Genomic DNA, 18688 nt, shown 5'->3' with positions numbered 1-18688 from the left:
GGCCTACTCGAATATCCGGTTGACCACTACGTCCACCGGGTCGCCATCGATGTCGCCCACGGCCACCGCATCATGATCGCCGAACAGGTCGCCGGCCTGTGGCGTGGCCTGACCGCTGGGCGAGACCCGCACCATCAGCCGCGCCTCGTTGACCTGCGACAGCCGCGCGGCATCGCTCATGGCGGCAGTGTCATCGAGAAACACCGTCGCCGGCAGTTCCGAGACCAGCAGTTGGGTAATCGCCAGGGGCGGCAGTTCGCCCGCCACGTCGCGGGCCACCACGAACACCACGGCATCGTCATCGACCTGACCGCGCAGCGCCTCGTCGAGCGTGACCCGTACGCTGATACCCGGCCCGTCGGCAAGCTCGGCGGCGATCTCGTCGCTGCTCACGCCGAGACGCTCCTGGGCCACGGCGATCCCTTCACGCAGCGCAGCTGCGGAGCCGGGGTCGTCGTAGCCGGCAATCGCGCGGCGCCAGTAGTCGATGGCTTCCTCATAGCGCGACTCATCGAAGGCATTGATGCCGAGCATGCCGAGCACCGTGGGCTGGCGGGGATCGAGGTCGAGGGTCTCCTCGACCAGCGCCTGAACCTCGTCTGTGATGCGGCGGTCAGCGATGAAGAACTGCAGCTGAGCAAGCTGAGCAAGTAGCGCCGGCTGGCGACCTTCGAGCTCGATCAGGCGATCCAGGGCATGCAGTGCCTGGGGCGCCTGCCCGGAATCGCGATAGAGCGGAAACAGCGCAAGCCACACATTGACGTTATCAGGCTGGCGTGCGGCCTCCTGCTCGAGGCGCTCGATCATCATCGGCATGGAGCGCTCGGGGTGGTTGCGCACCTCCTGCTGGGCGGCATGCAGTGCCAGGTCCCCTTCGGCCCCTTCGCGCTGATACCACACTACCGAGGCGACCACCACCGCCAGCATCGCCACCGGCACCACCAGACGCCCGGCGGCCGGGCTCTTGAGCGGTGCACGCTTGAGGCCCTCGGTATCCTCGAGCAGGCTGCGCTCGAGATCCAGACGATCCTCGTCGAAGCGCGCCTGGTCGATCTCGCCGCGCTCACGCGCCGCCTCCAGCGACGCCAGGCGGCGTTGATACACCGCCACGTTCTGCTCGGCGGTGCGGTCTTGGGCCTCGAAGTCGCTCTGTGCCGTATGCACATGGCGCGCCGTGCGCAGCGGCACGATCAGCAGCCATAGGGCGGGCAACAGTAGCAGCGCAAAGGCTAGCCAGAGTGAAGTCATTGCGTCCTCTCGCGATTGATCAGGTCGTGGAGCCGTTGACGTTCAGCATCCGTCAGCTCGCGTGCCGAGGCCTTGCGGCGGGTGCGTACGATCAGCACCACCAATAGGCCACCCAATACCACCAGCGCCGCCGGCAGCCCCCAAAGCAGGAATGTGCGGCCCTCGAGCCGAGGGTTGTAGAGCACGTAGTCGCCGAACCGCTGGGTCATGAAATCGAGGATCTCGATGTCCGAACGCCCATCCTGGAGCAATACATAGACGCGCTCGCGCATGTCGGCGGATATCGGTGCATCGGAGTCGTCGATCGCCTGGTTCTCGCACAGCGGACAGCGTAGCGAGGCGGTCAGCGAGCGGTAGCGCTGTTCGAGCACCGGATCATCGAATTCGCGCACTTCGATGGCGGCCTGGGCCAGGCCGGCCATCATCGCCAGCAGCAGCACGGCGAAGGCTCGTTGGATCACTGCCATTTCTGCACCTCCGGCAGGATGTGGTCGCGTACGTCGGCCGGATCGATATAGCCGGTATGGTGATAGCGGATTACCCCATCGCGATCGACCAGGAAGGTTTCCGGTGCGCCATACACCCCCAGCTCGAAACCAAGGTCGCCCTCGGGATCGAAGATGTTGAACTCGAAGGGATTGCCGAACTCCTCGAGAAACTGCAGCCCCTTCTCACGCGTGTCGCGGTAGTTGATGCCCACCATGCGCACACCTCGGCTGGCAAGATCGAGCAGCTGCGGCATCTCCTGCTTGCAGGCCGGACACCACTCGCCCCATACGTTGACCAGCGTCACCTCGCCGGTGAGCAGGGTCTGGTCGACACGCCGTTCAGGGTCCTCCAGGGTGGCCTTTTCGAAGCTCGGGAACTCGCGGGCCAGCAGCGCCGAATCGCGATGAAAGGGGTCCAGCCCCAATCCCTGATAGAGAAATATCGACAGCAATCCGAATCCCAATAGAGGGATCAGCAGCAGCAGACGGCGCTTCATGCCGGCACCTCTCGTGCGCCCATCTCCTGGCGCTGCACCTCATCGGCCTCCTTGCGACGACGGTAGCGACGGTCGGCAACGGCCATCACGCCACCGCCGGCCATCAGCAGGCCACCAAGCCACAGCCAACGCACGAAGGGCTTGTACTGGATACGCATCGCCCAGGAGCCATCGCCCAGATCCTCGCCCATGGCCACGTAGAGATCGCGGAAAAAGCCGGGGCGCAGGGCGACCTGAGTCATCGGCATGCCCCGCGCGATATAGAGGCGCTTCTCCGGTGTCATGATGAAGCTGCGCGAGCTATCCAGCCGGCTCACCTCGATGGTGGCGGTATCGGCCAGGAAGTTGGGGCCGCGGCGGCTGGTCAACTGGGTCATGGTGAATTCGTAGCCGGCCACCTGCACGCTGTCGCCCGGCGACAGGCGCACGTTACGCTCGATGTTGTAGTTGGAGACCATGGCGACGCCGACGATGGTCACCGCGACACCAAGATGGCCAAGCTGCATGCCCCAATAGGAGAGCGATAGCTTGCGCAGGCCGGCAGCGAAGGAGCTGGCATGTCGCGTCTTGTCATAGAGGTCACGCAGCATCGGCAGCACGATCCACAAGGCAGTGACCAGGCCGAGGGCCACCCAGACATTCCAGTGATCGGCGAAGATCAGCGGCAGCAGCATACCGAGCACCAGCGCCGCCACACCGGAAAGTGCCACTCGCTTGCCTAGTTCGCGAGCCGGCATACCCTTCCAGCGTGCGCTCGGACCCAGCCCCATGAATACGCACATCAATACCGTCAGGGGCACGAACAGCGCATTGAAGTAGGGTGGGCCCACGCTGATCTTGCCCAGACCCAGCGCATCGAGAAACAGCGGATAGACGGTACCCAGCAGCACGGTGACGGTAATGATCACCAACATGATGTTGTTGATCAGCAGCAGCGCATCACGCGACACCCAGTTGAAGCCCACCACATGGCGCACGCGGGGGGCGCGAAGAGCGAAGATCAGCAGTGACAGGCCAACGGTGATGCCGAGCAGTACCAGGATAAAAAAGCCACGCGAGGGGTCGTTGGCGAAGGCATGCACGGAGGTGAGCACGCCGGAGCGTACCAGGAAGGTTCCCAGCAGTGACAGCGAGAAGGTCGAGATTGCCAGCAGCACCGTCCAGCTCTTGAACGAGCCGCGCTTTTCGGTCACCGCCAGCGAGTGCATCAATGCGGTGCCGGTGAGCCACGGCAACAGCGAGGCATTCTCCACCGGATCCCAGAACCACCAGCCGCCCCAGCCTAGTTCGTAGTAGGCCCACCAGCTACCCAGGGCGATACCCACGGTAAGAAACGCCCAGGCCAGGTTGGTCCAGGGGCGCGCCCAGCGCGTCCAGGCGGCGTCGAGTCGTCCGCCCAGCAGCGCGGCGATGGCAAAGGCGAAGACCACCGAGAAGCCCACGTAACCCATGTAGAGCATTGGCGGATGGACGATCAGGCCGAAGTCCTGCAGTAGTGGATTGAGGTCGGCGCCATCGGCCGGCATGTTGGGCAACAGACGCTCGAAGGGGTTCGAGGTGACCAGGATGAACAGCAGGAAGCCCAGGCTGACCAGCCCCATCACGCCGGTGACCCGCGCGATCATATCCTCGGGCAGTTGACGCGAGAAGCGGCTGGCAGCATAGCTCCAGCCGGCCAGCATCAGGCTCCATAGCAGTACCGAGCCTTCATGGTTGCCCCATACCGCGCTGAACTTGTAGTACCACGGCAGCATCGAGTTCGAATTGTTGGCGACGTTGGCGACACTGAAGTCGTCGAGCATGTAGCTCGTGGTCAGACACGCGTAGGCGATCGCCACGAACAGAAACTGGCCCGCCGCCATGGGGCGGGCAAAGGCCATCCACAGCGGGCGGCGGAAAGTCGCCCCGGCCAGCGGCATGACCGCCTGAACCAGCGCCATCAACAGCGCCAGCATCAGGGCAAAGTGGCCGATTTCGGGAATCATCTTGATCAGCATGGGGGCTCCGGATCAGTATGCGCTGGTGCCGTTGCTCGAGGCTTCCAGGCGCTTGCCCACCTCCGCGGCCTTGGCTTGAAAATCGGCCGGTGAGTACCCTGCCGCCTCGAGTGCCTCTGCGACTTCGCTGGGCATGTAGTTCTCGTCATGGCGCGCCAGCACCTGATCGGCACGGAACAGGCCGCTCGCGTTCAGCGAGCCCACCACCACCACGCCCTGCCCTTCACGAAACAGGTCCGGCAGGATGCCGCTATAGTGCACGCCAAGATCCTCGACGAAATCGGTGATGGTGAATTCGACATCGAGACTCTCAGGGTTGCGTGACACGCTACCCTCCTTGACCATGCCGCCGGCGCGGATCTGGCGCTCCACCGGCGCCTCGCCGGCGGCGATCTGGATCGGACTGAAGAACAGATTGATGTTGGAGCGCAGTGCGAACAGGGTCAGGCCCACGGCGACCACCGCCAGTGACATCAGGCCGAAAATGATGAAGAGCTTCTGTTTGCGTTTAGGTTTCATTGACTTGTCTCCTCGACATTTCGCTTTCGACACGGCGCTCCCTGCGTTCACGTCGTTGCAGATCACGAATCAAGCGTCGGCGCTCGGCCCGCGCATGTATTACGGCGCCCAGCATCAGCACTGCCGTCATGGCCCAGGCTGACCAAACATAGGGCGCATGACCGCCCATGGCGAAGAACGCTTCCAGCGAATCGAAGGCCATCACGATTCCCCCCCCGCCAATTCACGAACCCAGCGCTTGCGCGACTCGCGGCGCAGTATCTCGCTGCGCGTGCGCATCAGTGTCAGGGCGATGAAGAAACTGTAGAACCCTAGCACCATCAACAGCAGTGGCCACCACATGTCGGCGGGCATGGTCGGGCGCGAGGTCAGGGTAAAGCTGGCGGGCTGATGCAGGGTGTACCACCAGTCCACGGAGTACTTGATGATCGGGATATTGATCACGCCGACCAGCGCCAGCACCGATGCTGCCCGGGAGCCGCTGTCGCGGCTCGCGAAGGCGCCGCGCAAAGCAATCACGCCGAAGAACAGAAACAGCAGGATCAGCATCGAGGTCAGGCGCGCATCCCACATCCACCAGGTACCCCAAGTGGGCACGCCCCACACCGCACCGGAGAACAGCGCGACGAAGGTCATCGCTGCTCCCAGCGGCGCCATGACGGCGGCGACCATATCGGCCACCTTGATCTTCCACACCAAGAAGACCACCGCCGATACCGCCAGGCTGACAAAGATCGATTGCGCCAGGAAGGCCGCCGGCACATGCACGTAGATGATACGGAAGCTGTTGCCCTGCTGGTAATCAGCGGGCGCGAAGGCCAGGCCCCAGATGCTGCCGGCACTGATCAGAATGAGTGCCGCGGCCCAGAACCAGGGCTGCAGGCTTGAGCTGATGCCGTAGAACCACTTGGGCGAGCCGAGCTTATGTATAAAGGACCACATGCCCTTATCCTCTTGATGTCGCTTAACCGTTGATGCTGATGCGCAGCGAGGCGGCGATTGCCCAGGGGGCCAGCATCAGTGCCGTTGCCAGCAGCGCGCCGAGTATCGCCAGATGCGCCGCCACTCCGTCTCCCACGATGACCGCCTCGACTGCACCCGTGCCAAAGATCAGCACCGGTATATAAAGTGGCAGCACCAGCAGTGATAGCAGCACGCCCCCGCGTGCCAGGCCCACCGTCAGGGCCGCACCAATCGCGCCGATCAAACTCAGGCTGGCACTTCCCACCGCAAGCGAGACCGCCAGCACCAGATAGCTTCCCGCCGGCAGCGCCAGCATGATGCCCAGCAGCGGCGCCATCAGTGCAAGTGGCAGACCGGTCAGCAGCCAGTGCACGGCAACCTTGGCCATCACCATCATCGGCAGGGGTTGCGGCGAGAGCAGCAACTGCTCGAGGCTGCCATCCTCGAAATCGGCACGAAACAGCGAATCGAGGGAGAGCAGCGTGGCCAGTAGTGCCGCCACCCACAGCAGCCCCGGCGCGATCGTGGCGAGCAACACCGCTTCAGGTGAGATGCCCAGTGGAAACAGCGTGATCACCAGGGCAAAGAATACCAACGGGTTCATCACCTCGCTGCGCCGTCTGAGCATCAGCGTCAGGTCGCGTCTCAGTGTCGCCGCCAGTGCGACCCCAAGTCCGCCACGGGGTTCCGTGACCACCATCTCTTCAGCCAACTGCTGCATCGCGCCCTCCGTCACCCAGGCGAATCCGCTTGATATCGCCAAGCGGAGCCAGGTCGTGGTGAGTGGTCAGCAGTACGCTGCCACCGCTGCGCGCATGCTTGAGCAGGCGCTGTTCGAGTGCCGCCACACCTTCACGGTCGATGGCCGTGAACGGCTCGTCGAGGACCCAGAGAGGCCGCGCGATCAATGCCATTCTGGCGAGCGCCACGCGACGCTGCTGCCCCGCCGATAGCTGGGCGGCAGGCACATCCTCGAAGCCACTCAGCCCGACACTCGCCAAGGCCGACATGCGCGCCCGTTCACTCCCCGCGTCGCCGGCCAGCGCCTGGTACCAGGCTAGATTCTCAAGGGGCGTCAGCGCGCCCTTGACCCCGGGAGCGTGTCCCATATAGAGGAGGTTGGCCAGAAAGGCGTCACGCACCTCGCGCATGGGCCGGTCGCTCCAGTAGAGCTCGCCCTGGTAGTCGCTCAGCTGCCCGGACAGAATCTTCAGCAACGTGGTCTTGCCGCTACCGTTGGGGCCTTCGATACGCACGATCTGACCGGGTTCAACCTCGAGATCGAGCTGCCGGAACAACCAGCGATCGTCACGTTCACAGGCCAGGTTTCGCGCTTGCAGGCGGAAGTTCACCGCACTCTCCCAGCGTCGAATAATCGCTCGCGACTCTACACGGAAAGACCCAGGCTCGCCAGCGTACACGCTGCGTCAGCCGGTCGCATCCGCCCCTGGCTTGACCTCGGTCATGCTCCCTCCCGAACGTTAACGCTTGCCAGCCTATCTCCCCTTGCTATGATGCCGTTAGCTGTAAAAAACAACAGGGCTTTTGCCCGGCCCCGTCGTGCCCCAGGAGTAGGATATGTCGCATGTCGCTACGCACTATCTCAACCGCTTGCCCAACCTGCCGCTCAACGATGCCTGGGAGAAGATCGATGGCATCGACCTGGTGGAGGTTCCCCTACTGGGCCGGGTCTCGGCGGGCATGCCAATCGAAGCCTGCCCCGACTCCTCGACGGTCTTCATTCCTTCGCGGATGGTGCGGCGCAATACCTATGCGCTGCGGGTCTGCGGCAATTCGATGATCGAGAGCAATATCCATGATGGCGACGTGATCATCATCGAGCGCCAGGAGAGCGCCGAGAATGGCGAGACCGCCGTGGTGATGATCAATGACCATGAAGTGACCTTGAAAAAGCTCTATATCGAGAAGTCCGGCGTGCGCCTGCAACCGGCCAACGAGAGCATGCCGCCCATCTATCTCAAGAACGACGATATCCAGGTGCTGGGCATGGTGATGGGTGTGGTGCGACAGACGGCAAGCGTGGCCTGATGGGGTATCCGATTCCCGCGCTCACGGTGGGCGAGAGGCAGGAGAGCGAAATGGAGGTGGAGCGCAGCCGTTTCATTACCTGGCTCTGCCACGCACCCAAGGTGGCCGATTTTGAGATGCTGCTGACCCAGGCACGCCAGGCACACCCCAGCGCCAGCCACCACTGCAGCGCCTTTATCGCAGGCCCACCGGGGGAGCAGATGGCCATCGGCTTTTCAGACGATGGCGAACCCGGCGGCACCGCCGGTCGCCCGATGTTCCAGGTGCTGGAGGGTGCAGGCCTTGGCCAGGTGGGCTGCGTGGTGACCCGCTACTTCGGCGGCACCAAGCTGGGTACCGGAGGCCTGGCCCGAGCGTATTCCCACGCGGTGGCGCAGGCGCTGGCAGACCTACCGACCCGAGAATACACCCCCCGCGTGCCACTTAAGCTCAAGGTCGACTTCTCCGGCGAGGCCGAGGCGCGCAGCTGGCTTGCGGGAGAGACGATTCCAGTCGAAGCGGTCGACTACGCCTCCGATGGCGTCGTGCTCACCGTGGGCTGGCCCAAGTCACTGCCTGTCGACCTGGCGACCTTGCGCTCGCGCCTCAAAGGACGCATCGACATCTTCCATGGCCTGTGACCTAGCCCATCTCCACGACGAGACTATTTCGCCGTGCAGCTCCCCAGCGCCACTTCGTAGGAGAGCGCTATGTGATGCTCGAGCAGCGTTCTTGCGCCCTTGATATCGCGATCGAGCGCGAGCGCCACCAGCTCGCCATGCTGGACATCCAGAATCTCTCGAATCTCCGGTACTCCTGGTGCCATGCGCCGATAGCGATCGAACTGATCATGCAACTGGTCGATGAAGCGCAGTAGCCATACCGACCCGCAGGGTGCCACCAGGGTGCTGTGGAAGCGCCCATGCAGGCGCTCCCACTCATCGACTTCGGTGGGTGATGCATCGGCACGCTTGAGACGGTGGGCTGCCGCCAGCAGCTCCGACTCCCACTCCGCATCACCGTTGAGAATCGCCCTCTCCAAGGCCATGCCCTCCAGCTCGCGACGCATTTCCGCCACATCGTCAAGTTCGCGACGCTCGAGGCGCGGCACGCGAAAGCCGCGCTGATTCTCCTGGATCAGCAGACCGTAGGCGGACAAGCGATTGAGTGCTTCGCGAAGTGGGCTCAGCCCCACCTGATAGTGATCCTTAAGCGAGTTGATAGCGATCTTCTCGCCCGCCTCGAAGCGCCCGTTGACCAGATCCTGACGCAAGGTATCGAAAATTCGGCTGGCGTTCGTGGCACTGTTTTTCGGTTGTATTGCACCCATCGCAGCTCCTTCGTTTGATACGACCTCGATGATACCTGCCTGATATGAGCTTGACGCAACTTTCTCAAGCAATCTATATTATATTTCAAATAATCGATTTTCTTAAAATAAGACGATTTGTTAAGGAATCTTAATGCACTCTTTTGTGGGCAGGACATGAACACGCCGGTGGCCGCCAGGCAGCAGCATATCTTCTGGGCCTTTCTGCGTATCGGGTTGCTGGGCTTCGGCGGCGGGCCATCGATGATACCGCTGGTGCAGCAGGAGGTCGTCAAGCGCCACCACTGGCTCAGTGACGAGGAGTTCGCTGACATCCTGGCCATCGCCAACACCCTGCCCGGTCCCATCGCCACCAAGATGCCCGGCTATATCGGCTATCGAATAGGCGGTGTCACCGGGTGCATCAATGCCATTCTGGCGGTCATTCTACCCACCATCGTTGCGATGATCCTGCTGCTTGGCGTCTTTAGCCGCTACCGTGACGTGGCCTGGATCCGGGGCATGGGGCAAGGCGTGGTACCGGTGGTCATGGTGATGATGGCGCAACTGACCTGGGATTTCTGGCAAAAGTCCCGTCAGGCGCTGGGTTGGTTGGTCAGCCTGGCGATGGCGGCCATTGCCGGGGCGCTGATCTACTGGCTCGGCGTGCATCCCGGCTGGGTGATAGGCGCCCTGCTGGTGGCCGCCCTGCTTCGCCCAGCATCGCCCCGCACTGCCAAGGAGACGGCGCAATGATCTATTGGCAGCTGTTCATGGCGTTCTTCATTCCCAACATTATCGGCTATGGAGGGGGCCCGGCGATCATTCCGCTGATCGAGACGGAGGTGGTGGGCCGCTACGGATGGATGAGCGGACAGGAGTTCGCCGAGACCCTGGCTCTTGGCAACGCCCTGCCCAGTCCCATCGCCACCAAGATGGCGGGTTACATCGGCTATGACGTGGCCGGCACGGCCGGTGCCATCGTCGCCGTCTTCGCCACCGTCGTGCCGTCGCTACTCTTGATGCTCGGCGCACTGGGACTACTCTATCGCCACCGCGACTCGCCGCGGGTCAAGCGCATGAGCCAGTGGGTGCGCCCGGTCATTGCCATCATGATGGCCTGGCTGACCTGGAGCTTCTTCAGCGAAGGCCTCGACAACGCCGGACCAATCCATACCGTGCTGATCGGTGCCGTGGCAGCCATCGCCCTGGTGCGATTCAAAGTGCATCCCGCCTTCGTGGTTCTCGGTGCCCTGGTCTATGGAGGGCTACTTATCGGCTGAACTCCGGCTCGTGCCGGACATAACAACACTCCCGAAAGGGATCGCGCCACCACTGCCGTTGCTATAGCGGTATCAACTACACCACCACAATATAAAAGGTGTTTCGATATGACGCGTTCAACACTGACCATGGCCACCGCCGTCGCGGCGATCGGCCTCGCCTCGAGCATTGCCTGTAGTCAGCCCGCCCAGGCGGACTACCCCGAGCAGGATATCCGCCTGATCATTCCCTTTGGGCCAGGCGGCGCGACCGACATCATTTTCCGCCTCATCTCCCAACAGGCCGAACAGCACCTAGGCCAGACTATCGTACCGGTCAACATGGCTGGCGCCGGCGCCACCCTTGGCTCTCGCAACGTCAAGGAGGCGCGGCCCGATGGCTATACCCTCCTGGGCAGCCACGACTCCATCGCACTCTCCCAACTGGCCGGCATGGTCGACTACTCCTACGACGCCTTCGAACCCGTCGCCCTGCTGACCCAGACCATCAACATCCCGGCAGCGCACAGCGATCATCCCGTGCAGAGCGCCGACGAGATCGCCGATTACGTCCGCGAAAACCCCGGCCAGGTGCGCTTCAGCATGATCCCTAGCTCCACCGACCATTTCTTCTGGGTGCAGTTCTTCGATGCCGCCGGCATCGACATGGCCGACGTGCGCCTGGTCGGCTATCCGGATACCGGTGAGCAGGTATCGGCGCTGATGGCGCAGGAGATCGATTTCGCCATGTTCAACTTGCCCTCGGGCGGTGCCTTCTTCGAGAACGGCACCTTCCGTCCGCTCGGCGTGGCGCATGAAGAGCGGATCGATGGCCTGCCCGACGTGCCCACCCTTCGCGAGCAGGACATCGAGTTGGACCACTCCACCAGCCGCGGCATCTTCGCCCCCAAGGGCACACCGCAGGAGTATCTGGACACGCTAGCCGACGCCTATGGCCAGGCCCTCGAGAACGAGGCCCTGCAGAGCCGTATCGAGAACGAATTCGGCTCGGTGGTGCGTTTCCTGGCGGGAGAGGAGTATCTCGAATTTCTCGATGAGAACGAGTCGGCCCTGAGCGCCGCTGCCGAGAACATCGACTTCCAGAATTGAACTCTCGAGGATTCGGCAAAACGAAGCGCCACTGTGCAATCAATCGAATCGAGTCAGTGTGCTGCCCGGCTTGCAGTCGGGCAGCACTGGAGATAGCAAAATGCTGACGCTAACCAAGGACCGTGCTCTGGCGCTGGTCATGCTGATCGTGGTGGGCATCATGTGGATGGAGTCCGGCAATATTCGTCCTCCGACCAGTTGGCAGCCCTATGGATCGGCACTCTTCCCACGCATCCTGCTGGTGGTGATCGGTCTGTTGTCGGCCCTGATTCTGCTCCGCTCGCTGCTCTCAAAGCTTCCTTCCCGCACGGCACCCGGTCGCAGCTTTGGGGAGTGGGTAGCTTATAACCGCACGGTTTTATCGCTGTTCGCGCTCTTTGCTGCCTATGCGGCACTACTACCGCTGGTGGGATACATCGTTGCGACACTAGGGTTTCTTGTCGCTTCCTTGGCGCTACTGCTGGGTATCGACTCGTGGCGCAAATGGGCGATCAATCTCGGCATCAGCCTTACCTTGGCGCCGCTGGTATACGCCATCTTCCGTTTCGGCCTCAACGTCTGGCTGCCCTGACCTCTGGAGTGAACCATGGCTGACTTCTTTCTACAGGCCCTCGCCCAGGTCGGCAGCCCTTCGGTGCTAGGACTGATCGTCATCGGCGTGCTGTTCGGCATCATCGGTGGCAGCATCCCCGGCTTTACCGTGACCATGGCGATCCTGGTGGTCTTCCCGTTCACCTTCGCCATGGATCCCGTCAGCGGTGTTTCGCTGATGGTGGGGGTCTTCGTGGGCGGTTATTCCGGTGGCATCGTCTCCGGCGTGATGCTCGGGATTCCCGGCACACCCTCGTCGATCACCACCGTGTACGACGGCTATCCCATGGCCCAGAAGGGCGAACCGGGACGGGCGCTGGGCATCGGCGTTGCGGCCTCCTTTCTCGGCACGCTGATCAGCGTAGCGGTACTGGTGTTCTTCGGCCCGCTGATTGCAAGCTTCAGCATGAACTTCCGCCCCTGGGAGATCACCGCACTGATCGTCTTCGCCTTGACGCTGGTCGCCGGTCTCTCCAGCGGCGCGATGCTCAAGGGGTTGCTTGCCGCCGCACTGGGACTTCTGATCACCACCGTGGGATATGACCGCAACAGCAACCTGCGCTTCGATTTCAGCGTGCCGGCGCTGGGCTCGGGGTTCGAGATCCTGCCGGTGATGATCGGCATCTTCGCCTTCTCCCAGTTGATGGGCAATCTCGAGAAGCTGCGCGACGAGCAGGACAAGGCCAAGGGGGTGGATACCAACGTCGCCATTCCCTACGCCACCATCCTGCGGGACATGGCAAGCCAGAAGCTCAATACCGTGCGCTCCTCGCTAATCGGCAGTCTGGTCGGCGCGCTGCCGGGCACCGGCGGCACCGTGGCCAACTTCATCAGCTACGACCAGGCCAAGAAGTTCTCGCGCCATCCCGAGCGCTTCGGCAAAGGGATTCCCGATGGGATCGTTGCCTCGGAAGCGTCAAACAGCGCCGTGGCCGGCGGCGCCTTTGTTCCCACCCTGGCACTGGGCATCCCGGGCGACTTACCGATGGCGATCATGATGGGGGTGCTGATCCTGCATGGCATCACCCCGGGGCCACTGATGTTCGAGCAGAACCCGATACTGGTGGGCGCCATCTACGCCAGCCTGCTGATCGGGGCGGTGATCATGGTGTTGTGTCAGCTTCTGCTGGTGCGCTGGTTCGCCAAGATCTCGTTGATCCCCCAGGAAATCCTGATTCCCGTGGTACTGATGCTGTGTGCCGTGGGTGCCTATGCGCTGAACAACAACCTCTTCGATATCTGGGTGCTGTTCATCTTCGGCGTGGTGGGTTACCTGCTGTGGAAGGCCGAGGTGCCGCTGACGCCGTTGATCCTGGGCGTGGTGCTTGGCGATAACCTCGAGCGCCAGCTATTCCGGGCACTGGAACTCGACAGCAACTGGATGGCCTTCCTGACTCGCCCACTGTCGGCACTGTTTCTGGCCCTGGCGGTCGCCTCGGTCATCTTCTCGCTCTATCAGAATCACAAGATCCAACGCACCCATCTCAAGGCGCGGCGCGACGACGCCTGAGCCCTCTCAAGGAGCCTATGCATGCAACATGACGCCCTCTACTACCCGAGCCCCTCGCGGCGCATGGCCAGCTTCGGCCGTCGCGGCATGGTCGCCACCTCCCAGCCCCTGGCAGCCCAGGTCGGCATGGATATCCTCAAGCAAGGCGGCAATGCCATCGATGCGGCAATTGCGACGGCCGCAGCATTGACCGTCGTCGAGCCCACCTCCAACGGTATCGGCAGCGACGCCTTTGCCATCGTCTGGATCGACGGCAAGCTGCATGGCCTCAATGCCAGCGGCCCCGCGGCGCAAGCGGCCAGCATCGAGGCGGTCAAGGCGCTGGGGCACGAGAGCATGCCCGAGTATGGCCTGATTCCGGTCACCGTTCCCGGGGCACCGGCGGCCTGGGCAGCGCTCTCCGAGCGCTTCGGCAAGCTGCCCTTCGCGGAGCTGCTGGCACCCGCCATCGCTTTGGCAGAGCAGGGTTTCCCCGTCTCGCCAATCGTCCATCAGATGTGGAACGAGGCCTATCATCGCTACGCCGCCTTCGAGGAGACCGCCTTCGTCCCCTGGTTCGACACCTTCGCACCCGAAGGACGTGCCCCGGTACCAGGTGAAGTGTGGAGATCCTCGGGCCATGCCAGCACCCTGAAAGCGATCGCCGAAACCAGTGCCGAGGCGTTCTACCGGGGTGAACTCGCCGACAAGCTCGACGCCTTCTTCCGCGAGCATGGCGGCCAGCTGCGCAAGGAGGATCTGGCCACGTTCGAGCCGGAGTGGGTCGAGCCCATCTCGACGCGCTACCGCGGCCACGACATCTGGGAGATTCCGCCCAACGGCGCCGGCATGATCGCGCTGCAGGCACTCGGCATGCTCGAGCAGCTGGGCGACGCAGGGCGCGACCCGCTGGAGACGCTGCATCGACGTATCGAGGCCACCAAGCTGGCCTATGTCGATGGCCTGAACTACATCACCGAGCGCGACGCCATGGGCCCCAGCGTCGAGCAGATGCTATCCGCGGATTACCTGGCGCAGCGCGCCGGGCTGATCGGCGAGAAGGCCGTGGAACCGGTACACGGCAACCCGATCATGGGCGGTACCGTCTATCTGGCCACCGCCGATGACGACGGCAACATGGTGTCGCTCATTCAGAGCAACTTCCATGGCTTCGGTTCAGGGATAGTGATTCCGGGTACCGGCATCAGCCTGCAGAATCGCGGCGCTTCCTTCTCGCTCGATGTGAACCACGCCAATGCGCTGGCGCCAGGCAAACGCACCTACCACACCATCATCCCTGGCTTCATCACCCGGGGTGACCAGGCGGTGGGCCCGTTCGGAGTGATGGGCGGCTACATGCAGCCTCAGGGCCATGTGCAGGTGATCACCGCCATGCTCGAGGATCGCCTCAACCCTCAGGCGGCGCTCGACATGCCGCGCTGGAAGTGGGTCAAGGGCAAGACCGTCGAGGTCGAGCCGCACTTCCCGGACCACCTCGCTCAGGCGCTGGCCCGCCGCGGTCACCATATCGTCAAGGCCGCCGACACGATCAGCTTCGGTCGCGGCCAGATCATCCTGCGCGACAGTACCACCGGCGTGCTGTGCGGTGGTACCGAGCCGCGTACCGACGGGGCCGTGCTGCCCTGGTAACCCTGCAGTTCCGGACCCGGCGCCTGCCGGGTCCCTTTGACCACAATCGGAGAAGCAAGATGCCGACAACCAATAACCTCAACGTCGCCTCGCGCCAACCGCTCGCTAAGCGCTTGACTTTGACCTCCGCAACCTTGGCCGGCCTCGGCCTGGTGGTGGGCGGCCTCGCCACCGGTGCCCACGCCAACGACTACCCCGACAGTGCGGTGGAATTCATCGTACCCTGGGCGCCGGGTGGCGGCAGCGACGTACTGATGCGCCTGGTTTCCAACCATATACAGCCCCATCTCGGCCAGCCGCTACCGGTGATCAACATGCCTGGCGTCAGCGGCACGATTGGTCTTGCCGATCTCGCCGAGCGCGACAATGACGGCTACACCATCGGTCAGGTCCACGACGGCTTCATGGTCTCCCACCATACTGGCATGACCCAGTACAATTGGGACGACTACGAGCCGATAGCTGCAATCACCGCCTCGCCGCAGTATCTGACCGTTAGCGCCGACAGCCCTTGGGAAACCTTCGAGGAGTTCGTTGAGTATGCTCAGGAAAACCCCGGCGAGATCCGTTTCGGCGTGACCCTCGGCGGGGTGCCGCATATCCATGGCGCCATGATCGAGGAGGCAGAGGACCTCTCGTTCCGCTACGTTGGCTTCGAAGGTACCGGCGAGCGTATCCGTTCACTGGTCGGCGGGCATATCGACGCCGCCATGGGTGATGTCGCCTCCAGCCTGCAGTTCGTCGAGAATGACGATCTACGTTTCTTGGCCGTAGGCCACACCGAACGCATGACACAAACCCCCGACGTACCGACTTTCGCTGAGCTCGGCTACGAAGACCTCAACCTGTCGATCCTACGCGGTCTGATCGCACCGAAGGGCACTTCACAGGATCGCATCGAGGTACTGGCCACCGCCGTCGAGGCAATGGCAGCGGAAGAGGAGTTCGTGACCCGCGTCAACAATGCCGGCGCCGAGGTACATTTCATGGGCCCGGACGAGTATCGTGAACACCTCGCCTCCCTCGATGCCACCATCGAGCGCCTGGCAGGGTCCCTGCAGCAATGAGCGTGGCCACCTCCGATTCCCGGTCGCAAGGCCGGGATCCCGTCCCTCACGGCGAGCGCGCCAAGGCGGTCGCTCATATCGTCTTCAACCTGGCGCTGCTCGGGATCGCCGCGGTGATGTTCACTCACGCCGGCGGGCTGCCATCCTCGGCCTGGGAGCCGATCGGCTCGGGCAGCTTCCCGCGTCTGATGTTGGCCATCTTGGCGCTGCTCAATGTCATCATGATCGCCAAGGAGTCCGCCAAGCTGAGGCATACCACGGCACTGCCCAACGGCAGCGTAGGCACATGGCTGTGGCGGCATCGACTGGCTTTCGGCGTATTGGGTCTGTTTACCCTATACGCCTTCGCCGTGCCTCTTGTCGGTTTCCGCTGGGCCACACTGCCCTTCGTGCTGGCCTGCCAAGTGTTATTGGGTGCACATCGCCCGCGTCAATTGGCCATCGCCGTGCTCATCGCGCTCTTGATGTCAGTAGGGCTCGACGCTCTGTTCCGCCACGTGTTCACCATTTCCCTACCACGCGGTGCGCTGCTTTAAGACATGCGCTATCCAACAAAATCACTCGCTGACCCAGGAATCCGCACATGATGGAATCCATTCTGGCAGGGGCCGATCAGCTATTTACCCTGCCCACCATACTGACCATGCTGGTAGGCGTGGTGGCCGGTGTAATCACCGCGGCCATTCCCGGCTTCACCATCACCATGGCCATCGTGCTGGCACTGCCGCTGACCTTCACCATGCCGGCGCTGCAGGGGGTCGCTACCCTGCTGGCGGTCTATATCGGCGGCTATACAGGCGGCATGATCAGCGCCGCACTGCTGGGCATCCCCGGTACGCCGTCGGCGCTGGCCACCACCTTCGACGCCTATCCGATGGCTCGTCGCGGCGAGCCCGGCAGGGCGTTGGCGATCGGCATCTGGGCGTCATTCTTCGGCACTCTGATCAGCTCCATCGTACTGATCATCGCCGCCCCGCCGTTGGCCATGATCGCCGTCAAGCTCGGCGCCTGGGAGTATTTTTCGCTGGTGGTGTTCGCCCTCACCATCGTCGCCAGCCTGGTCGGCAAATCGATGCTGCGCGGTCTGCTAGCCGGTGTCATAGGACTGATCATCGCCACGGTGGGCTCGGACCCGCTGATGGGCGTGACACGCTTCTCGTTCGACCTGCGCATGTTGACGGCGGGCATCCCTTTCCTAATCGTGCTGATCGGCATATTCGCGGTCAGCCAGCTACTGCGTGAGGTCGAGGACGCCGAGGAGGTCAAGGCCGGCAAGCAACTGATCGATAGCCACATCAGCTTCAAGCCCTGGGCAGCGATGCGTGAGGTGCTCTCCTATCCGTTCAACCTGATTCGCTCCTCGATGGTCGGGGTGTTCATTGGCGCAGTACCGGGGGCTGGTGGTAGCATCGCCAATCTATTGGCCTACGATCAGGCCAAGCGCAGCTCCAAGCATCCCGAGGCCTTTGGCAAAGGCTCAAGCGAGGGGGTGATCGCCTCGGAATCAGGCAACTCGGCGACCTCCGGCGGAGGTCTGATCCCGATGATCGCACTGGGCATTCCCGGCAGCGCCGTGGACGCGGTATTGATGGCGGCGCTGATGGTGCATGGTATCGGCGTCGGCCCACGCCTGATCATGGATCACGCCGACACCGTCTACGGCATGTTCATGGCGATGTTCCTGGCCGGCGCCATGATGCTGGTAGTGTGCCTTCTCAGTATGCGGCTATTTCTCAAGGTCACCAGCGTGCCCAAGTCGATCATCGTGCCTGTAGTGCTGACCTGTTGCATGGTCGGCGCCTTCGCACTCAACAATCGCATCACCGACATCTACCTGCTGCTGGGCATCGGTGTCTTCGGCTATATCCTGGCCAAGCTCGACTACCCGCTGGCACCGCTGGTGCTGGGGGTGATTCTCGGCCCCATCGCCGAGACCAACCTGCGTCGAGCGCTGATGACCAACGAGGATTGGACACTGTTCTTCACCCGTCCCATCTCGCTGGCACTGCTGACCCTGGCCGCGTTGTCGATCGTGCTGGCCCTGCGCTACCGCTTCAAGCAGCGAGGCCAACCGCTCGCACAGGAGTGAACACTCGTCCAACGGGTTCTCGGGGGCTGACAGCCAACGCACCACGCCCCTCGAGAGCCGAAACCATACCCTCTCGTTGCGCCTCGCACTCGCCGGTGAATGCCTGCTGCCCGCCCCGATGCGGTGCTTGAGCGCCGCACGAATCCTCCCCGACCCTATCATTTCCACACTAGACACCCACCAAAGGTATACCAAAGCCCGCTAATCATCTCTTCTGAAGGAGAGTGCCAGGCGCTACCATGCTCCCCGCATCCCTTTCCCGCATCCTTCCTATTCGCTGGCATCTAGCAAATCCCTTGACACTCCAAGAGAGCATGCTAATCTCACCTTATGGCTCATGGTATACCATGAGCCATTTGAAAAACCGGCCAATGCCCGGAA

21 protein-coding genes are annotated in these 18688 nt (G+C 62.8%); 11 read left to right on the top strand and 10 right to left on the bottom strand.

The genetic code is table 11. The annotated features are described in order from the left end of the window. Positions 1-3 precede the first annotated feature (3 nt). From ccmI to ccmA, 9 genes are read right to left on the bottom strand one after another with little or no spacing between them, the layout of a single operon-like run. A complete protein-coding gene (ccmI, locus tag HJD22_RS00555; RefSeq protein ID WP_208654889.1) occupies positions 4-1248 on the bottom strand; it encodes a c-type cytochrome biogenesis protein CcmI in 1245 nt (414 codons plus the stop codon). Beyond that, a complete protein-coding gene (locus HJD22_RS00550; RefSeq protein WP_208654890.1) occupies positions 1245-1715 on the bottom strand; it encodes a cytochrome c-type biogenesis protein in 471 nt (156 codons plus the stop codon). Before HJD22_RS00550 ends, ccmI begins: the two co-directional genes overlap by 4 nt. Next, positions 1706-2233 (bottom strand): DsbE family thiol:disulfide interchange protein, encoded by a 528-nt coding sequence (locus HJD22_RS00545; RefSeq protein WP_208654891.1) that lies wholly within the window; start codon positions 2231-2233, stop codon positions 1706-1708. Before HJD22_RS00545 ends, HJD22_RS00550 begins: the two co-directional genes overlap by 10 nt. Further along, the gene (locus tag HJD22_RS00540; RefSeq protein WP_283101517.1) at positions 2230-4230 is read right to left on the bottom strand and encodes a heme lyase CcmF/NrfE family subunit; all 2001 of its coding nucleotides are present in this window, start codon (positions 4228-4230) and stop codon (positions 2230-2232) included. The genes HJD22_RS00545 and HJD22_RS00540 overlap by 4 nt, the downstream gene beginning before the upstream one ends. 12 nt (positions 4231-4242) lie before the next feature. Continuing rightward, a complete protein-coding gene (gene ccmE / locus HJD22_RS00535) occupies positions 4243-4749 on the bottom strand; it encodes a cytochrome c maturation protein CcmE (protein ID WP_208654892.1) in 507 nt (168 codons plus the stop codon). Continuing rightward, positions 4739-4951, bottom strand: a complete 213-nt coding sequence (gene ccmD, locus HJD22_RS00530) for a heme exporter protein CcmD (RefSeq protein WP_208654893.1) — start codon at positions 4949-4951, stop codon at positions 4739-4741. The genes ccmE and ccmD overlap by 11 nt, the downstream gene beginning before the upstream one ends. Then, positions 4951-5691 carry a heme ABC transporter permease gene (locus HJD22_RS00525; protein ID WP_208654894.1) on the bottom strand — a complete coding sequence of 247 codons (741 nt, stop codon included), beginning with the start codon at positions 5689-5691 and terminating at the stop codon, positions 4951-4953. Before HJD22_RS00525 ends, ccmD begins: the two co-directional genes overlap by 1 nt. A 22-nt stretch (positions 5692-5713) precedes the next feature. Next, positions 5714-6433, bottom strand: a complete 720-nt coding sequence (ccmB, locus tag HJD22_RS00520) for a heme exporter protein CcmB (RefSeq protein ID WP_208654895.1) — start codon at positions 6431-6433, stop codon at positions 5714-5716. Continuing rightward, positions 6417-7064: a cytochrome c biogenesis heme-transporting ATPase CcmA gene (gene ccmA / locus HJD22_RS00515; protein ID WP_208654896.1), complete on the bottom strand. Its 648-nt coding sequence runs from the start codon at positions 7062-7064 to the stop codon at positions 6417-6419. The genes ccmB and ccmA overlap by 17 nt, the downstream gene beginning before the upstream one ends. 226 nt (positions 7065-7290) lie before the next feature. Between ccmA and lexA the strand changes: the two genes are divergently transcribed. Further along, the gene (lexA, locus tag HJD22_RS00510) at positions 7291-7761 is read left to right on the top strand and encodes a transcriptional repressor LexA (protein ID WP_208654897.1); all 471 of its coding nucleotides are present in this window, start codon (positions 7291-7293) and stop codon (positions 7759-7761) included. Next, a complete protein-coding gene (locus HJD22_RS00505; RefSeq protein WP_208654898.1) occupies positions 7761-8381 on the top strand; it encodes a YigZ family protein in 621 nt (206 codons plus the stop codon). Before lexA ends, HJD22_RS00505 begins: the two co-directional genes overlap by 1 nt. A gap of 23 nt (positions 8382-8404) precedes the next feature. Here HJD22_RS00505 and HJD22_RS00500 read toward each other — a convergent pair whose 3' ends face one another. Next, positions 8405-9070: a GntR family transcriptional regulator gene (locus HJD22_RS00500; protein WP_208654899.1), complete on the bottom strand. Its 666-nt coding sequence runs from the start codon at positions 9068-9070 to the stop codon at positions 8405-8407. Positions 9071-9226: 156 nt separating this feature from the next. On the opposite strand from HJD22_RS00500, the gene HJD22_RS00495 reads away from it, so the two are divergent. The 9 genes from HJD22_RS00495 to HJD22_RS00455 all read left to right on the top strand — a co-directional run bounded on the left by HJD22_RS00495 (position 9227) and on the right by HJD22_RS00455 (position 18307). Beyond that, positions 9227-9805, top strand: a complete 579-nt coding sequence (locus HJD22_RS00495) for a chromate transporter (protein WP_208654900.1) — start codon at positions 9227-9229, stop codon at positions 9803-9805. Continuing rightward, entirely contained in the window at positions 9802-10332 is a 531-nt protein-coding gene (locus tag HJD22_RS00490; RefSeq protein ID WP_208654901.1) for a chromate transporter, read from the top strand. Before HJD22_RS00495 ends, HJD22_RS00490 begins: the two co-directional genes overlap by 4 nt. 108 nt (positions 10333-10440) lie before the next feature. Beyond that, a complete protein-coding gene (locus tag HJD22_RS00485; RefSeq protein ID WP_208654902.1) occupies positions 10441-11421 on the top strand; it encodes a tripartite tricarboxylate transporter substrate binding protein in 981 nt (326 codons plus the stop codon). Between the two features lie 100 nt (positions 11422-11521). After that, positions 11522-11992 (top strand): tripartite tricarboxylate transporter TctB family protein, encoded by a 471-nt coding sequence (locus HJD22_RS00480; RefSeq protein ID WP_208654903.1) that lies wholly within the window; start codon positions 11522-11524, stop codon positions 11990-11992. 15 nt (positions 11993-12007) lie between these two features. Next, complete coding sequence (locus HJD22_RS00475; protein ID WP_208654904.1) at positions 12008-13522, top strand: tripartite tricarboxylate transporter permease; 1515 nt, start codon at positions 12008-12010, stop codon at positions 13520-13522. A 21-nt stretch (positions 13523-13543) separates the two neighbouring features. Then, a complete protein-coding gene (locus tag HJD22_RS00470; protein WP_208654905.1) occupies positions 13544-15151 on the top strand; it encodes a gamma-glutamyltransferase family protein in 1608 nt (535 codons plus the stop codon). 59 nt (positions 15152-15210) lie between these two features. Continuing rightward, positions 15211-16218 carry a tripartite tricarboxylate transporter substrate binding protein gene (locus HJD22_RS00465; RefSeq protein WP_208654906.1) on the top strand — a complete coding sequence of 336 codons (1008 nt, stop codon included), beginning with the start codon at positions 15211-15213 and terminating at the stop codon, positions 16216-16218. A 2-nt stretch (positions 16219-16220) separates the two neighbouring features. Beyond that, positions 16221-16754 (top strand): tripartite tricarboxylate transporter TctB family protein, encoded by a 534-nt coding sequence (locus HJD22_RS00460; RefSeq protein WP_208654907.1) that lies wholly within the window; start codon positions 16221-16223, stop codon positions 16752-16754. 47 nt (positions 16755-16801) lie between these two features. Beyond that, positions 16802-18307, top strand: a complete 1506-nt coding sequence (locus HJD22_RS00455) for a tripartite tricarboxylate transporter permease (protein WP_248730038.1) — start codon at positions 16802-16804, stop codon at positions 18305-18307. Positions 18308-18688: the final 381 nt, after the last annotated feature.

The sequence above is a fragment of the Halomonas sp. TA22 genome (assembly GCF_013009075.1).
In the GTDB taxonomy this organism is placed as follows: domain Bacteria; phylum Pseudomonadota; class Gammaproteobacteria; order Pseudomonadales; family Halomonadaceae; genus TA22.
The sequence above is the reverse complement of the archived record's forward strand: the minus strand, read 5'-3'. Positions and strand labels throughout refer to the sequence as shown.

Bases quoted from the DNA above. Each gene is read 5' to 3' on its own strand.
- HJD22_RS00540 (WP_283101517.1), bottom strand. From the start codon at position 4,230: ATGCTGATCAAGATGATTCCCGAAATCGGCCACTTTGCCCTGATGCTG.
- HJD22_RS00545 (WP_208654891.1), bottom strand. From the start codon at position 2,233: ATGAAGCGCCGTCTGCTGCTGCTGATCCCTCTATTGGGATTCGGATTG.
- HJD22_RS00475 (WP_208654904.1), top strand. From the start codon at position 12,008: ATGGCTGACTTCTTTCTACAGGCCCTCGCCCAGGTCGGCAGCCCTTCG.
- lexA (WP_208654897.1), top strand. From the start codon at position 7,291: ATGTCGCATGTCGCTACGCACTATCTCAACCGCTTGCCCAACCTGCCG.
- HJD22_RS00525 (WP_208654894.1), bottom strand. From the start codon at position 5,691: ATGTGGTCCTTTATACATAAGCTCGGCTCGCCCAAGTGGTTCTACGGC.
- ccmD (WP_208654893.1), bottom strand. From the start codon at position 4,951: ATGGCCTTCGATTCGCTGGAAGCGTTCTTCGCCATGGGCGGTCATGCG.
- HJD22_RS00490 (WP_208654901.1), top strand. From the start codon at position 9,802: ATGATCTATTGGCAGCTGTTCATGGCGTTCTTCATTCCCAACATTATC.
- HJD22_RS00495 (WP_208654900.1), top strand. From the start codon at position 9,227: ATGAACACGCCGGTGGCCGCCAGGCAGCAGCATATCTTCTGGGCCTTT.
- HJD22_RS00480 (WP_208654903.1), top strand. From the start codon at position 11,522: ATGCTGACGCTAACCAAGGACCGTGCTCTGGCGCTGGTCATGCTGATC.
- HJD22_RS00470 (WP_208654905.1), top strand. From the start codon at position 13,544: ATGCAACATGACGCCCTCTACTACCCGAGCCCCTCGCGGCGCATGGCC.
- ccmI (WP_208654889.1), bottom strand. From the start codon at position 1,248: ATGACTTCACTCTGGCTAGCCTTTGCGCTGCTACTGTTGCCCGCCCTA.
- ccmE (WP_208654892.1), bottom strand. From the start codon at position 4,749: ATGAAACCTAAACGCAAACAGAAGCTCTTCATCATTTTCGGCCTGATG.
- HJD22_RS00455 (WP_248730038.1), top strand. From the start codon at position 16,802: ATGATGGAATCCATTCTGGCAGGGGCCGATCAGCTATTTACCCTGCCC.
- HJD22_RS00465 (WP_208654906.1), top strand. From the start codon at position 15,211: ATGCCGACAACCAATAACCTCAACGTCGCCTCGCGCCAACCGCTCGCT.
- HJD22_RS00500 (WP_208654899.1), bottom strand. From the start codon at position 9,070: ATGGGTGCAATACAACCGAAAAACAGTGCCACGAACGCCAGCCGAATT.
- HJD22_RS00505 (WP_208654898.1), top strand. From the start codon at position 7,761: ATGGGGTATCCGATTCCCGCGCTCACGGTGGGCGAGAGGCAGGAGAGC.
- ccmB (WP_208654895.1), bottom strand. From the start codon at position 6,433: ATGCAGCAGTTGGCTGAAGAGATGGTGGTCACGGAACCCCGTGGCGGA.
- HJD22_RS00485 (WP_208654902.1), top strand. From the start codon at position 10,441: ATGACGCGTTCAACACTGACCATGGCCACCGCCGTCGCGGCGATCGGC.
- HJD22_RS00550 (WP_208654890.1), bottom strand. From the start codon at position 1,715: ATGGCAGTGATCCAACGAGCCTTCGCCGTGCTGCTGCTGGCGATGATG.